This window comes from Enterobacter sp. KB-221C9 (assembly GCF_041320715.1).
GTDB classification, from domain to species: Bacteria; Pseudomonadota; Gammaproteobacteria; order Enterobacterales; family Enterobacteriaceae; genus Enterobacter; species Enterobacter asburiae_D.
Window position 1 is genome coordinate 242,167 of the sequence record NZ_JBGIWG010000001.1, and the last position, 13,836, is coordinate 256,002.

Sequence of the window (13,836 nt, forward strand, 5' to 3'; positions counted from 1 at the left end):
AAACATAAACCACAGATGATGAAAATGCGTTGGTTGGGTGCTGCAGTGGTGTTATCACTGTATACCTCATCGGCACTGGCCTTTAACATCGACGATGTCGCAAAACAGGCAAAATCGATGGCAGGCAAGAGCTACGAAGCGCCGAAAAGTAACTTGCCCTCCGTTTTCCGCGACATGAAGTACGCGGACTATCAGCAGATCCAGTTCAATCACGACAAAGCGTACTGGAACAATATAAAGACCCCGTTCAAGCTTGAGTTTTATCATCAGGGTATGTACTTCGACACGCCTGTTGCCATCAATGAAGTGACGGCGACAGCAGTACGCAAGATCAAGTACAGCCCGGATTACTTCAATTTTGGCAATGTGCAACACGACAAAGATACGGTGAAAGACCTGGGCTTCGCGGGCTTTAAGGTGCTTTACCCGATCAACAGCAAAGATAAAAACGACGAAATCGTCAGCATGCTGGGTGCCAGCTATTTCCGCGTCATTGGCGCGGGGCAGGTGTACGGGCTTTCTGCGCGTGGTCTGGCTATTGATACCGCGCTGCCATCAGGTGAAGAGTTCCCACGTTTTCGTGAGTTCTGGATTGAACGTCCAAAACCAACGGACAAACGTCTGACCATTTATGCGCTGCTGGATTCCCCGCGTGCAACCGGTGCCTATCGCTTTGTGATTATGCCGGGCCGTGACACGGTGGTTGACGTGCAGTCCAAGGTTTACCTGCGTGATAAAGTGGGCAAACTGGGCGTTGCGCCACTGACCAGCATGTTCCTGTTTGGGCCGAACCAGCCGTCTCCGGCAACGAACTTCCGCCCGGAACTGCATGACTCCAACGGTCTGTCTATTCATGCCGGTAACGGTGAGTGGATCTGGCGTCCGCTGAATAACCCGAAACATCTGGCTGTTAGCAGCTACGCGATGGAAAACCCGCAAGGTTTCGGCCTGCTGCAGCGTGGTCGTCAGTTCTCCCGCTTTGAAGATTTGGACGATCGCTATGACCAGCGTCCAAGCGCCTGGGTCACGCCAAACGGTGACTGGGGTAAAGGTAAGGTCGAGCTGGTAGAAATTCCAACCAACGACGAAACCAACGATAACATCGTCGCTTACTGGACGCCGGATCAGCTGCCGGAAGCCGGTAAAGAGATGAACTTCAAGTACACCATTACCTTCAGCCGTGATGAAGATAAGCTGCATGCGCCGGATAACGCGTATGTGATGCAGACTCGCCGCTCAACGGGTGATGTGAAGCAGTCTAATCTTATCCGTCAGCCTGACGGTACCGTGGCGTTCGTCGTGGACTTCGCAGGCCAGGATATGAAGAAACTGTCACCGGATACCGCCGTTGCCGCTCAGGCCAGCATCGGTGATAACGGTGAAATCGTTGAAAATACCGTGCGTTACAACCCGGTAACCAAAGGCTGGCGTCTGACCCTGCGCGTGAAAGTGAAAGATCCGAAACAGACCACTGAAATGCGTGCTGCGCTGGTCAGTAACGATCAGCCGCTGAGTGAAACCTGGAGCTATCAGCTACCTGCCAATGAATAATACATCTGAATATATTGATGCCATGCCGCTGACGGATATTGAAAAAGCGGCACTGCCTAAGAGCGACATCCGCGCGGTTCACACCGCGCTGGATGGTGAACATCATACGTTTTCTCGTGATGATGATACGCCGCTCGGGTCAGTCAAGGCGCGTCTGGAGCAGGCCTGGCCGGACTCGCTGGCGGAAGGGCAGTTGATTAAAGACGATGAAGGACGCGATCAGCTTCAGGCGATGCCGAAGGCCACGCGTTCCTCTATGTTCCCCGATCCATGGCGCACCAACCCGGTGGGTCGCTTCTGGGATCGCCTGCGCGGGCGTGATGTGACGCCGCGCTATCTGTCGCGCCTGACGAAAGAAGAGCAGGCGTCCGAACAGAAATGGCGTACCGTAGGGACAATCCGTCGCTATATCCTGCTGCTTCTGACGCTGGCGCAGACCGTCGTCGCGACCTGGTACATGAAAACCATCCTGCCTTACCAGGGCTGGGCGTTTATCAACCCGACGGACATGATGGGCCAGGATCTCTGGGTCTCCTTCATGCAGCTGCTGCCGTATATCCTGCAGAGCGGCATTCTCCTGCTGTTCGCGGTCCTCTTCTGCTGGGTCTCTGCCGGTTTCTGGACCGCGCTGATGGGCTTCCTGCAGCTGCTGATGGGGCGTGACAAATACAGCATTTCGGCGTCAACGGTCGGGGATGAACCCCTCAATCCCGAGCACCGTACCGCGCTGATTATGCCTATCTGTAACGAAGACGTTGACCGCGTATTTGCGGGCCTGCGTGCGACCTGGGAGTCCGTAAAGGCGACCGGCAACGCGGAGCATTTTGACGTTTACATCCTGAGCGACAGCTACAACCCGGATATCTGCGTGGCTGAACAAAAAGCGTGGATGGAGCTGATTGCTGAAGTGCAGGGCGAAGGTCAGATTTTCTACCGCCGTCGCCGCCGTCGCGTGAAGCGTAAAAGCGGCAACATCGATGACTTCTGCCGTCGCTGGGGTAACCAGTACAGTTATATGGTGGTGCTGGATGCTGACTCCGTCATGAGCGGAGACTGCCTGAGCGGTCTGGTGCGCCTGATGGAAGCCAACCCGAACGCGGGCATTATTCAGTCTTCGCCAAAAGCGTCCGGCATGGACACCCTTTATGCGCGCTGCCAGCAGTTCGCCACCCGTGTTTACGGGCCGCTGTTTACGGCGGGTCTGCACTTCTGGCAGCTGGGTGAGTCGCACTACTGGGGTCACAACGCCATTATCCGCGTGAAGCCGTTCATTGAGCACTGTGCGCTGGCGCCGCTGCCGGGTGAGGGTTCGTTTGCGGGTTCTATTCTCTCGCATGACTTCGTTGAAGCAGCGCTGATGCGTCGTGCTGGCTGGGGCGTCTGGATTGCCTACGACCTGCCGGGATCGTACGAAGAGCTGCCGCCAAACCTGCTGGACGAGCTCAAGCGTGACCGCCGCTGGTGTCACGGTAACCTGATGAACTTCCGCCTGTTCCTGGTAAAAGGGATGCACCCGGTTCACCGTGCGGTGTTCCTGACGGGCGTGATGTCTTATCTCTCCGCACCGCTGTGGTTTATGTTCCTCGCGCTCTCCACTGCGCTGCAGGTCGTCCATGCCCTGACGGAGCCGCAATACTTCCTGCAACCGCGCCAGCTGTTCCCGGTGTGGCCGCAGTGGCGTCCTGAGCTGGCGATTGCGCTGTTTGCCTCCACCATGGTGCTGCTGTTCCTGCCTAAGCTGCTCAGTATCATCCTGATCTGGTGCAAAGGCTCGAAAGAGTACGGCGGTTTCTTCCGCGTGACCCTTTCTCTGCTGCTGGAAGTGCTGTTCTCCGTGCTGCTGGCGCCGGTACGTATGCTGTTCCACACCGTGTTTGTGGTCAGTGCGTTCCTGGGCTGGGAAGTGGTCTGGAACTCGCCGCAGCGTGATGACGACTCCACGCCGTGGAGTGAAGCCTTTATGCGCCACGGTTCACAGCTACTGCTGGGCCTGGTGTGGGCGGCCGGGATGGCCTGGCTGGATCTGCGCTTCCTGTTCTGGCTGGCGCCGATTGTCTTCTCGCTGATCTTGTCGCCGTTTGTGTCCGTAATTTCCAGCCGTTCAACGGTGGGGCTGCGAACCAAACGCTGGAAACTGTTCCTGATCCCGGAAGAGTATTCCCCGCCGCAGGTGCTGGTGGATACCGATCGTTATCTGGAACAGAACCGCAGTCGCTCGCTGGATGACGGCTTCATGCACGCCGTGTTTAACCCGTCATTCAACGCCCTGGCAACGGCGATGGCCACGGCGCGTCACCGTGCCAGCCATGTGCTCGAGATTGCTCGCGATCGTCACGTTGAGCAGGCGCTTAACGAGACCCCGGAAAAACTCAACCGCGACCGTCGACTGGTGCTGTTGAGCGACCCGGTGACAATGGCGCGACTTCACTACCGCGTGTGGTCCGCTCCGGAGAAATACTCTTCGTGGGTGAGCTACTATAAGGACGTGAAGCTGAATCCGCTTGCACTGAAGGCGAAGTAAGTTGTTAAGCAGGGCGGGTAAGCGAAGCGCCACCCGCCAGATAAAATACCGGCTGTGAGGCCGGTATTTTTTTAGAGGTTAGAGATGAGAATAATCATCGTCGTCATGATGGCATGCCTGCTCAGCGGCTGCGGCAGTATCATCAGCCGCACCATTCCAGGGCAAGGCCATGGGAATCAGTATTACCCGGGCGTGAAATGGGATCTCCGTGATTCCGCATGGCGCTACCTGACCGTGCTCGATCTGCCGTTCTCGCTGATTTTCGACACGCTGTTGCTGCCGATCGATGCCAGCCACGGCCCTTACGAATAGCGTAAATTACCGCTCGTCCCACTCATCGGCAGCGGTTTGACCTTCTTCCGTATCCAGCGGTGGCTCGAGCTGAAACTCTCCCTCATCCCACTCGTGCAGGGTGTTCTCCTCTAGCCATTCCTGGCGAAGTTCGATTTCGTCATAGTCGCCATCAAAGACGGCCTGCGCACCTTCACCGCTTAATATCGGTAAACATTCCCCTTCTTCACCTTCATCGGCAAAGAATTCGGCCTGCCACATAATATCCCCATCCTGCAGAACGTATTTTTGGATATTAAGCTGTTGCACGTCAGCATCTTCTTCTTCAACGCCGGGATTATCGGCGAGGAACTCTTCACGAGCGGCATCAATAGCTTCTTCCAGCGTGGCGTACATGGTCATTGGTGTCTCCCTGTTTTCCAGAAGGTTTCAGGGAAAGAATAGCTGAATATAAGATTCTGCAAGTATGAATGCGAAAATAAGCCGTCAGGCGTTCGTCTTATTCCGTCGCGGGCCGTAGCGCACGGGATAAACTGAACCATGAATAAATGGCATTGAACAACACGACGCCCGCCGTCACGATAAAGACGGCGCGAAAACCGAAGCTGGCGGAGATCCCTGCCCCGAGAAGCGGTCCGGTGACGTTGCCGATATCCCGGAATGACTGGTTATAGCTGAAGATACGCCCGGCAATCTGGTTCGTGGAGTTGTAGACCAGCAGGGTCTGTACGGCGGGCAGCAGCGCGCCGTCGGCGGCACCCAGCAAAAAGCGAAGTAAGCCCAGCTGCCATGGCGTTTGCACCAACGACATCGGGATAAGCAGCAGGACGGAAATCACCAGCGCGCAGATCAGGATTTTTTCCGGACCCACCCGATCCCCCAGTTTTCCCAGCCTCGGGGCGCTCAGCAGCGCCGCCACGCCGGGTACGGAGGCAATCAGCCCGCTGATGAACGCAATATTGCTGACGTTACCCGCCAGGTCGCGAACGTACAGCGTCAGAATAGGGGCTATTGACCCGGTAGCGACTTGGATAATCATTGTCGTCACGAACAGGCTCAGCACCAGTCTGGGATTTTTAAGCGAGGTCAGCACCTCCCTGGCGTGGAGCATCTCTTTTTTGGCGACAGGCGTGAAGTTTTCACGAATACAGAGCAGGGTGACGATAAAGCACAGGAACAACACGTTGGCGGTGATGAAAAAGACCGGGCGCAGGCCGTAGTTATCCGCCAGTAATCCACCCGCCAGCGGTCCCAGCAGAGCACCGCTCACGCCGCCGGTGGAGAGTGTTCCTAGCGCCCAGCCGCTCTTATGGCGGGGAATTTGCGTGGCTATCAGGGCGTTCGCGTTGGGAATAAATCCTCCCAGCAGGCCCAGCAGCGCGCGCAGGATCAGAAACTGCCAGACGTTCTGCGCCACGCCCATCAGCGCCATGATAATGGCCATCCCCAGCGCCGAGCGCAGCAGCATGATTTTACGTCCCTTGCGATCGGCAAGGCCGCCCCAGAAGGGCGAGGCTATCGCGGAAAAGAGAAACGTGATGCTGAATACCAGGCCAGACCACATATTGAGCGCGCTGTGGCCCGTCACGCCAAGCTGTTCGACGTAAAGCGGCAGGAAGGGCATGACCAGGCTAAACGCCGCGCCGGTAAGAAAACAGCCAAGCCACGCAACCGTGAGGTTACGCTTCCAGTTTATGGGGGCATCTGAGGGTGACATAACAATCCGCATAATGAGGTGCAGAGCACCTGAAGCATAAAGTAATAAGCCTGCTAATTATGCGCCTGGGTTATGAATGCCGCAATGAGGAGGAGCTTTTAAAGCTAAAACGGCATGCGGCCCTGAGGACCGCAGGAGGATTAATAGCGGGACGGCGTACCTTGTGGCCGGGTTTTAAAACGGCGGTGCAGCCACATGTACTGCTCGGGCGCCAGCATGATGCACTTCTCCACAACGCTGTTCATCCAGCGCGCGGTGGTTTCTGCATCGTCAAGCGGCGGCGCGAGTTCCGGCTCCAGCATCATCAGCTCGTAGCCTGAACCATCCGGCTTACGGCGGGGAACAAAAGGCACGATGGCGGCTTTGGACATGCGCGCCAGCATCCACGTACCGGTCGTTGTGGCGGCCTCTTCAACGGCGAAGAAGGGGACAAACACGCTGGCCTGTGGGCCATAGTCGTGGTCGGGGGCATACCAGACCACTTCACCGGATTTTAGCGCGCGGATCATCCCCTTCAGATCCTTGCGGTCGATCATGCTTTTGTTGGAGCGCATGCGGCCGTTGGTCTGGATTAAATCGATGACCGGGTTATCGTTAGGACGATAAACGCCAATGCCGGGCGCCTGCATGCCGAACATGCGCGCCCCGATTTCCAGCGTCAGGAAATGGACGCCGATCAGCAGCACGCCCGTCTGATTGGCCTGAAGCGTATGCACCGGCTCCATGCCGGTCCCCGTCACCTCGCTCCAGCGGGCCATGCGTTTGTCCGGCCAGAACCACGCCATACCGGTTTCCATGAGCCCCATCCCGACGGATTCGAAATTCTTCGCGACCATATCGTGACGCTCTGACTCGCTCATCTGCGGAAAACACAGCTCAAGATTGCGGTACGCGATTCTGGCGCGACGCTTCATAAACAGTTGCGCGAAACGGCCCAAAAATTTACCCAACCGAAAAATAACAGGGTAGGGAAGCTGTACCAGAAGCCATAAAAAGCCGATGCCAAGCCAGGTCAACCAATAACGGGGATGCAAAAGGGCGGCAGTAAATTTTGGTAACTGGGTCATGTCTATCCTGTTTTTCAAACGTCCTGTTCTGCTAGTGTCTCATTTTTTGAGACGTAGCCAAAATATCTGCTTTCGAAGCGTGCACGAATACAGCAATTGTTAAGCCTGATTAATCAGGGTGTGTGAAATGTAGCGTAAATTGTGTGGATGTAAATTGGTTTTGTTTGCTATATGATGCCGACCGATTTTTCATTCTCTCTAACGATTCCAGGACTGTACACCATGCCAGTGTTACACAACCGCGTGTCGAATGAGATGTTAAAAGCGCGCATGTTGGCTGAAACCGAACCGCGCACAACCATCTCTTTCTACAAATACTTCACCATCAACGATCCGCAGGCGACCCGCGATGCGCTTTATCAGGCATTCACGGCGCTGAACGTCTTCGGCCGCGTCTACCTTGCCCGTGAAGGCATCAACGCGCAAATTAGCGTACCGGAAAGCAAAGTCAGCGCTTTCCGCGACGCTCTTTATCACTTCGATCCGGCCCTCGACGGCTTACGCCTGAACATTGCCCTGGACGATGACGGGAAATCCTTCTGGGTGCTGCGCATGAAGGTGCGTGAACGCATCGTGGCGGACGGTATCGACGATCCTGAGTTTAACGCGGCGGATGTCGGTGAATATCTGAAGGCTGCGGAAGTGAATGCGATGCTGGACGATCCGGATGCCGTGTTCATTGATATGCGTAACCACTATGAGTACGAAGTGGGGCATTTCGAGAACGCGATGGAAATCCCGGCCGACACCTTCCGCGAGCAGCTGCCCAAAGCGGTCGAGATGATGCAGGAACATAAAGATAAAAAGATCGTTATGTACTGCACCGGCGGTATCCGCTGTGAGAAAGCCAGCGCGTGGATGAAGCACAACGGCTTTAATAAGGTCTGGCATATTGAAGGCGGCATTATCGAGTACGCCCGCCGCGCCCGCGAGCAGGGTTTACCGGTACGCTTTATCGGGAAAAACTTTGTCTTTGACGAGCGTATGGGCGAGCGTATTTCCGAAGACGTGATTGCCCAGTGCCACCAGTGCGGTGCGCCGTGCGATACCCATACCAACTGCAAAAACGACGGGTGCCATCTGCTGTTTATTCAGTGCCCGGCCTGTGCCGAGAAGTTTAACGGCTGCTGCAGCGAGTTGTGCAGCGAAGAGAGCATCCTGCCGGAAGAAGAGCAGCGTCGCCGTCGCGCAGGACGTGAAAACGGCAACAAGATTTTCAATAAATCACGCGGCCGTCTGAATACCAAACTGGGTATCCCCGACCCGGAATGATAATAACGCCCGGCACGGCAAAAGCCTGCCGGGCGAATCTATTATGATTTCTGCTGTACACCTTCAACGGAAATAACCAGCTCAACGTCCTGAGACGCCGGGCCTAAATCCGTTGTGATATTAAAATCTTTCAGGTGAATTTTACCCGCCGCTTCAAAACCTGCGCGTTTACCGCCCCACGGATCGTCACCCTGACCCAGTAATTTAGCATCCAGCGTGACCGGTTTTGTTACGCCATTAAGCGTCAGGTTGCCGGTAATATTCAGCTTATCACCCTCTTTTTTCACTTCCGTGGAGGTGAATGTAGCCTGTGGGTATTTCCCGACATTGAGAAATTCCCCGCTGCGCAGATGTTTATCACGTTCAGCATGATTGGTATCCACGCTGTTAGTATTAATGGTCACGTTGACCTTGTCGGCGGCAGGATTTTTCTCGTCAAAGGTGAATGTACCGTCAAAATCCTTAAAGGTACCGTACAGCCAGCTGTATCCCAGGTGCTGAATACGAAAATTGACGAAAGCGTGCTGGCCCTCTTTATCAATTTTATAATCGGCCGCCACGGCGGAACCGGCGGTGAATAACAGAGAACCCAATGCGATACCCAGCAGGTGTTTTTTCATTTTATGCTCCAGAGTCAACTGACGAGCGGCCAAGCATGCGCTTTAGCGTATCGTCTTTATCAATAAAGTGGTGTTTGAGGGCGGCCAGCCCGTGCAGTACAGACAGGATCACGACGCTCCACGCAAGCCAGAGGTGAACGACCCCTGCGGTGTCGGCCTGAGCGCCCGCATCGCTGAGCGTTGCCGGGACGTCAAAAAGGCCAAAGACGCTAATCGGCTTACCGTCCGCCGTTGAGATAAGGTAGCCGCTGATCAGGATGGCGAAGAGCAGCGCATAGAGCGCGATATGCGCGGCAACTGCACTCAGGCGGGTCATTTTACCGTGGGTCTTCGGCGCGGCGGGCGGCGGGGAAACATGCCGCCAGATTACGCGAAAAACCAGGCCCAGCATCAGGAGGACGCCAATGCTTTTATGTAACTCCGGTGCCTGGTGATACCAGCCATCGTAATAGCTGAGCGTGACCATCCAGAGCCCAAGTCCAAACATACCGTAGACGGCGATGGCAAATATCCAGTGCAAAGCTATGGATATTATTCCGTAGCGCCGGGAGGAGTTACGCAATTGCATCAGAATGTCCATTTTCAAATTAACCGAAGGGTAAAAATGAACGGGAAGATGTGATAATGCAACTGAAATAATTGTCTATTGATTTTTATTTTATTTATTTCAGCGCTTTTGAACAGGATTGATAAAGGTAATTCAATGTCTTCGTGCAAGATGAAATTGAGAGTTTCAATAAATTTAAATTAATGTCAGTTATTGTCAGCTGTGCTTTTCAATAAAATACAATGTAAACAAAATCAATAATGGCCAGCAGCGCCCACAATAAGATATAGAGCATAAAATGCTCGCGAATATTATTCATAAGAAAGCTAACGATCCTGCGCATAACGCCCCGTAATGCAGTGTGAATGAAACGGGCCCCGGGACGTCCGGAGCCCGTAGCGGATTATCCGTTAAAACGCGAGAGTGAGAAGGGCGTCAGATCAAACTGCGGCGTGATACCCTGGGCAAACTGCGCGGCGATTTCACCCAGCACGGAAGCGAACTTAAAGCCGTGGCCGCTCAGTCCGGTGATAAGCAGGGTGCTGTCATGCCCGGGCAGCGTATCAATGATAAAGTCTTCATCCGGCGTGTTGTCGTAGGTACAGGCCGCGCCATACAGCAAGCCACCGACGCCTGGAAGAACAGTACGCAGGAACGAGAAAGCTTCCGAACCATCCTGTGGGAAAGCGCCGAAAGGCTTACGCTCTTCAGGGGAGGTGATAGCCTGGCCACCGTTGTGTTTACCGATTTTCAGCGCGTCTTTCTCGGAAGGGAAACCGTAGAACTGATCGCCATTCGGCAATTCGCCGGTGAAGGCCGGGAATTTATTCTGCGCGCTGTAGCGACCATCCGACTGGAACCAGGAGAAGACCTTGCGCACCGGCTGGATCGGCAGTTCCGGCAGCAGGCGAGTGACCCAGGTTCCTGCGCTGACGAGCAGGCGGGACGCTGAATAGTCGCCGTCAATAGTCGTTACCGTGACGCCATTCTCGTCATGGGTGATGGCCTCTACCGGACAGTTAAACAGCTGCGCACAGCCGGCTTTCGCGGCAAGATCGATCCAGGTTTTGATCGCCGTTTCACAATGCAATACGCCGGAGTGGGCTTCAAAGAGGCCAATGTAATCGTCCGGGACGGTAATTTCAGGCCAGCGCGCGGTAATGCCCGTGGCGTCCAGCTTCTCAACATCGAGATTAAAGGCTTTCGCGCTGCGCTCGACGCTGGCGAGAAAGTCAGAATGGGCAGGGCCAAGGTTGATAACGCCTGTGCGCTCGAAAATACGCTCTTCGGTCTGTTTCGCCAGCTCGTCCCACAGCGTCTGGGCGCGAAGCACCAGCGGTACATAGCGCTCGCCTTCTCCATACGCATGGCGCATGAGGCGGGTATCGCCATGATGGCTGCCTTCCGCATGGGGAGGAAGATGGGCATCGATCATCAGGACCTTCAGGCCTGCCTGTGTTGCGTAATAACCGGCGGCGGAACCCACGGAGCCGCTACCAATAATGATTAAGTCGTATCTCATATGCATCTCGTAAACTGATGTTTTGTTAGCAGAGTAATTAACAACGCGGGGTTAGACAAGGGAGAAATAAATAAGGCACCGCGAGGGTGCCTGTAGAGAGAAAAGTGGGCATAAGCTTAGTGCCGTTTATACTCATTTTCCTGATAGTCGCCAGATTCTATTTTTGCAATACCTGCCTCTAAAATAGAAATAAACTGACGGGCGACGTCTGTTGTAAGCCACAGCGTCTGTCCAACTTCCGCTTCTTCACGGTTGAGTTGATTCGGGGTCTGGTAGTGCAAACGCAGCATCAGCGCATCGTAGCTATCTACGGTACTGATATCCCAGCCAACAAGTGGATGGGTCTGGATCACTTCACTATTCTTTTCCATTATAACCCCCTTAATGCGTGTTAGAAGACAACGGCTTTGAGGTTCAATGCATGTTTTTCTGAAAGCATCTTCAGTATACCAAGTAATAAGGGTTCCGAAGGGAAAAATAAACAGGTGGCAACACATTTTTCTGCTTTTTAGGATTGTTCGAACAATAAAACACCATCTTGTTCACGATTCTTAAAGAAGATGCCGAATTAATTTGAACTTACCGTATTTTTAGGCAAAAAAAAGCCGGGGCGACCCGGCAAAAAAACACAATGAGGGAGCAGTGTTAATCTGTGATAAACCAGTCGTCTGCGCTTTCCCACGTTTCCTGCAGGATTTCGCTGATGCGGTCTTTATCTTCTTTAGCTGCACCAATGACGGAGAGGTTGTTCGCCGCGGCGTAACGCACCGTTACGGCACCCGCGTTGTCGGGAAAAGTGTTGTTAATACGGCGGGATAATTCGCCTGCCAGTGCATCAAGCGCGCCGGCAGGCAGAACGGTTGTTTTGGCTATGGTGACTTCAATACGCATAAATGCCCCCTGTGTAATATACTGTTTATTTATACAGGCATATTGTCGGTTTGACAACAAGGGGCATTGATTTTTTAACGTTTTACCGTCCAGTTGACGGTTTCGCCCGCCAGGAAGGGGATCAGCGTGTCATCCGTCAGCGCAATGGACTCCTCAACGTGGCTCGCTTTACGCTCCAGTTCGATGAAGGTGTCATTGACCGGCAGGCCGTAGAAGCGCGGGCCGTTAAGGGAGCAGAACGCTTCGAAATGTTCCAGCGCGTTCATCTCTTCAAATACGGTCGCGTAGCTGGCAAGCGCCGTTGGAGCGTTGAAGCAGCCTGCGCAGCCGCAGCTCGCCTCTTTACGATGGCGGGCGTGAGGTGCGGAATCTGTGCCGAGGAACGCGCGGGAGAAGCCGCTGGCAACCAGCTCGCGCAGCGCCTGCTGGTGGATGTTGCGCTTGAGAATCGGCAGGCAGTACAGGTGAGGGCGCACCCCGCCCACCAGCATGTGGTTACGGTTAAACATCAGGTGCTGCGGCGTAATGGTGGCGGCGATAAGTTCGTTGCCGTCACGCACGTACTCTGCCGCGTCTTTGGTGGTGATATGCTCAAAGACCACTTTAAGCGCAGGCAGGCGCTGGCGCAGAGGTTCCATTACGGTCTCGATAAAGCGGGCTTCACGGTCGAAGATGTCAATCTCGGCATGCGTGACTTCACCATGGACCAGCAGCGGCATGCCCAGTTTCTGCATGCGTTCCAGAACCGGCATGATCGCATCAATGCTGGTGACGCCGTGGCTGGAGTTGGTAGTGGCATTCGCCGGGTAGAGTTTCGCTGCCGTAAATACGCCTTCGTTAAACCCACGTTCGACTTCGTTTGGGTCCAGCGAGTCGGTCAGATAGCAGGTCATCAACGGGGTAAAATCGTGTCCCGCAGGCACGGCATCCAGGATGCGCTGGCGATAGGCGATCGCGGCATCGACGGTGGTGACTGGTGGAACCAGGTTAGGCATGACAATCGCGCGGCCATAAATTTCGCTGGTATAAGGCACGACGGTTTTCAGCATATCGCCATCACGCAGATGGATATGCCAGTCGTCAGGGCGGCGGATTTTAAGAACCTGGGGTTGTGCAGTCATGGAAGCTCCGGCTTGTCAGGAATCAGTCATAAGGATGGCTGTTTTTGCCGGACACAAATCATAAGCGGAAACGTTTTCGTTTGCACACTTTTCCGTAAAAAAAAGGGCGCCGCAGCGCCCTTCAGGTTAATCGGTGAAAGGAATGATAATTTCACCCGGTTTCACCTCTATGCCTTTTGCATATTTTTTCGCCAGAGCTTCACCCTTGCTTTTGTCTTCGCTTAGGACGTACGCGGGCTGCTGGTTAAAATAATTACGCAGCGACTGGTTCAGATAGGGCATCAGGGTTTGCAGTACCGGTGCCATCTTGTCCGGCGACACCTGCGCATCGACGACTTCCATCTCCTGGAGGAAAATCGCCCCTTTCTCTTTGTTGAAAACGGGCAGGGCCTTCAGCTTGAGCTTGATGTTGGCTTTCTGATTGCCAAAGAGGGATGACATATCAAGATCCGCGTCACCGGCCAGGGTGACTTTGTTTGGTTCTTCACGTCCAATCTGGCTGGTCAGATTCGTGAGCACGATATGCGCGTCCGCCAGCCCCGGCACGCCAATGTCTTTAGAAAAATTGTTATGTTTTTCCAGCGCCTGATTAATTTCCTGTTCACTGACGGTATATTGCGTGAGCTGGTTACAGCCAACCAGCAGACCGCTGACAACTAATGCCGCGGCAAAGACAATTTTCTTCATAGTGTTCCTCAACGAAAAATCGGCGCTTC

At 54.4% G+C, this 13,836-nt stretch carries 15 protein-coding genes; 4 read left to right on the forward strand and 11 right to left on the reverse strand.

Annotation, left to right across the window (positions count from 1 at the left end; all coding sequences use genetic code 11):
- The first annotated feature begins 15 nt into the window (after window positions 1-15).
- From mdoG to AB8846_RS01170, 3 genes are all read left to right on the forward strand, one after another.
- On the forward strand, window positions 16-1,551 hold the full coding sequence (gene mdoG / locus AB8846_RS01160) for a glucans biosynthesis protein MdoG (RefSeq protein WP_080460236.1): 1,536 nt from the start codon (window positions 16-18) through the stop codon (window positions 1,549-1,551).
- Window positions 1,544-4,072 (forward strand): glucans biosynthesis glucosyltransferase MdoH, encoded by a 2,529-nt coding sequence (gene mdoH, locus AB8846_RS01165; protein WP_370731826.1) that lies wholly within the window; start codon window positions 1,544-1,546, stop codon window positions 4,070-4,072. The genes mdoG and mdoH overlap by 8 nt, the downstream gene beginning before the upstream one ends.
- A gap of 84 nt (window positions 4,073-4,156) precedes the next feature.
- Window positions 4,157-4,384, forward strand: a complete 228-nt coding sequence (locus AB8846_RS01170) for a YceK/YidQ family lipoprotein (RefSeq protein ID WP_024908995.1) — start codon at window positions 4,157-4,159, stop codon at window positions 4,382-4,384.
- 6 nt (window positions 4,385-4,390) lie between these two features.
- Here the strand turns inward: AB8846_RS01170 and AB8846_RS01175 are convergent, their stop codons facing one another.
- From AB8846_RS01175 to AB8846_RS01185, 3 genes are all read right to left on the reverse strand, one after another.
- The gene (locus tag AB8846_RS01175) at window positions 4,391-4,765 is read right to left on the reverse strand and encodes a MysB family protein (RefSeq protein ID WP_023311118.1); all 375 of its coding nucleotides are present in this window, start codon (window positions 4,763-4,765) and stop codon (window positions 4,391-4,393) included.
- Between the two features lie 97 nt (window positions 4,766-4,862).
- A complete protein-coding gene (gene mdtG / locus AB8846_RS01180; protein ID WP_370731827.1) occupies window positions 4,863-6,080 on the reverse strand; it encodes a multidrug efflux MFS transporter MdtG in 1,218 nt (405 codons plus the stop codon).
- Window positions 6,081-6,220: 140 nt separating this feature from the next.
- On the reverse strand, window positions 6,221-7,147 hold the full coding sequence (locus AB8846_RS01185; protein WP_032658045.1) for a Kdo(2)-lipid IV(A) acyltransferase: 927 nt from the start codon (window positions 7,145-7,147) through the stop codon (window positions 6,221-6,223).
- A 222-nt stretch (window positions 7,148-7,369) separates the two neighbouring features.
- On the opposite strand from AB8846_RS01185, the gene AB8846_RS01190 reads away from it, so the two are divergent.
- Window positions 7,370-8,419 (forward strand): rhodanese-related sulfurtransferase, encoded by a 1,050-nt coding sequence (locus AB8846_RS01190; protein WP_063145759.1) that lies wholly within the window; start codon window positions 7,370-7,372, stop codon window positions 8,417-8,419.
- Window positions 8,420-8,460: 41 nt separating this feature from the next.
- Here the strand turns inward: AB8846_RS01190 and AB8846_RS01195 are convergent, their stop codons facing one another.
- From AB8846_RS01195 to AB8846_RS01230, 8 genes are all read right to left on the reverse strand, one after another.
- Window positions 8,461-9,039 (reverse strand): YceI family protein, encoded by a 579-nt coding sequence (locus AB8846_RS01195; RefSeq protein WP_063145758.1) that lies wholly within the window; start codon window positions 9,037-9,039, stop codon window positions 8,461-8,463.
- A gap of 1 nt (window position 9,040) precedes the next feature.
- Window positions 9,041-9,607 (reverse strand): cytochrome b, encoded by a 567-nt coding sequence (locus AB8846_RS01200; RefSeq protein WP_331412655.1) that lies wholly within the window; start codon window positions 9,605-9,607, stop codon window positions 9,041-9,043.
- A 208-nt stretch (window positions 9,608-9,815) separates the two neighbouring features.
- Entirely contained in the window at window positions 9,816-9,929 is a 114-nt protein-coding gene (locus AB8846_RS01205; protein ID WP_032638658.1) for a YceO family protein, read from the reverse strand.
- Window positions 9,930-9,989: 60 nt separating this feature from the next.
- On the reverse strand, window positions 9,990-11,108 hold the full coding sequence (gene solA / locus AB8846_RS01210) for an N-methyl-L-tryptophan oxidase (RefSeq protein ID WP_370731828.1): 1,119 nt from the start codon (window positions 11,106-11,108) through the stop codon (window positions 9,990-9,992).
- A gap of 116 nt (window positions 11,109-11,224) precedes the next feature.
- Window positions 11,225-11,479, reverse strand: a complete 255-nt coding sequence (gene bssS, locus AB8846_RS01215) for a biofilm formation regulator BssS (protein WP_008500827.1) — start codon at window positions 11,477-11,479, stop codon at window positions 11,225-11,227.
- A 274-nt stretch (window positions 11,480-11,753) separates the two neighbouring features.
- Window positions 11,754-11,999 carry a DNA damage-inducible protein I gene (dinI, locus tag AB8846_RS01220; protein ID WP_008500826.1) on the reverse strand — a complete coding sequence of 82 codons (246 nt, stop codon included), beginning with the start codon at window positions 11,997-11,999 and terminating at the stop codon, window positions 11,754-11,756.
- Window positions 12,000-12,073: 74 nt separating this feature from the next.
- Window positions 12,074-13,120 (reverse strand): dihydroorotase, encoded by a 1,047-nt coding sequence (pyrC, locus tag AB8846_RS01225; RefSeq protein WP_063144662.1) that lies wholly within the window; start codon window positions 13,118-13,120, stop codon window positions 12,074-12,076.
- Window positions 13,121-13,246: 126 nt separating this feature from the next.
- Window positions 13,247-13,807, reverse strand: a complete 561-nt coding sequence (locus AB8846_RS01230) for a lipoprotein (RefSeq protein ID WP_023311126.1) — start codon at window positions 13,805-13,807, stop codon at window positions 13,247-13,249.
- Window positions 13,808-13,836 lie beyond the last annotated feature (29 nt).

Excerpts from the sequence above, each read along its gene's own strand:
- bssS (WP_008500827.1), bottom strand. The coding sequence starts at position 11,479 with ATGGAAAAGAATAGTGAAGTGATCCAGACCCATCCACTTGTTGGCTGG.
- AB8846_RS01175 (WP_023311118.1), bottom strand. The coding sequence starts at position 4,765 with ATGACCATGTACGCCACGCTGGAAGAAGCTATTGATGCCGCTCGTGAA.
- AB8846_RS01200 (WP_331412655.1), bottom strand. The coding sequence starts at position 9,607 with ATGCAATTGCGTAACTCCTCCCGGCGCTACGGAATAATATCCATAGCT.
- AB8846_RS01230 (WP_023311126.1), bottom strand. The coding sequence starts at position 13,807 with ATGAAGAAAATTGTCTTTGCCGCGGCATTAGTTGTCAGCGGTCTGCTG.
- AB8846_RS01195 (WP_063145758.1), bottom strand. The coding sequence starts at position 9,039 with ATGAAAAAACACCTGCTGGGTATCGCATTGGGTTCTCTGTTATTCACC.
- pyrC (WP_063144662.1), bottom strand. The coding sequence starts at position 13,120 with ATGACTGCACAACCCCAGGTTCTTAAAATCCGCCGCCCTGACGACTGG.
- mdoG (WP_080460236.1), top strand. The coding sequence starts at position 16 with ATGATGAAAATGCGTTGGTTGGGTGCTGCAGTGGTGTTATCACTGTAT.
- mdoH (WP_370731826.1), top strand. The coding sequence starts at position 1,544 with ATGAATAATACATCTGAATATATTGATGCCATGCCGCTGACGGATATT.
- mdtG (WP_370731827.1), bottom strand. The coding sequence starts at position 6,080 with ATGTCACCCTCAGATGCCCCCATAAACTGGAAGCGTAACCTCACGGTT.
- AB8846_RS01190 (WP_063145759.1), top strand. The coding sequence starts at position 7,370 with ATGCCAGTGTTACACAACCGCGTGTCGAATGAGATGTTAAAAGCGCGC.
- AB8846_RS01170 (WP_024908995.1), top strand. The coding sequence starts at position 4,157 with ATGAGAATAATCATCGTCGTCATGATGGCATGCCTGCTCAGCGGCTGC.
- dinI (WP_008500826.1), bottom strand. The coding sequence starts at position 11,999 with ATGCGTATTGAAGTCACCATAGCCAAAACAACCGTTCTGCCTGCCGGC.
- AB8846_RS01185 (WP_032658045.1), bottom strand. The coding sequence starts at position 7,147 with ATGACCCAGTTACCAAAATTTACTGCCGCCCTTTTGCATCCCCGTTAT.
- solA (WP_370731828.1), bottom strand. The coding sequence starts at position 11,108 with ATGAGATACGACTTAATCATTATTGGTAGCGGCTCCGTGGGTTCCGCC.
- AB8846_RS01205 (WP_032638658.1), bottom strand. The coding sequence starts at position 9,929 with ATGCGCAGGATCGTTAGCTTTCTTATGAATAATATTCGCGAGCATTTT.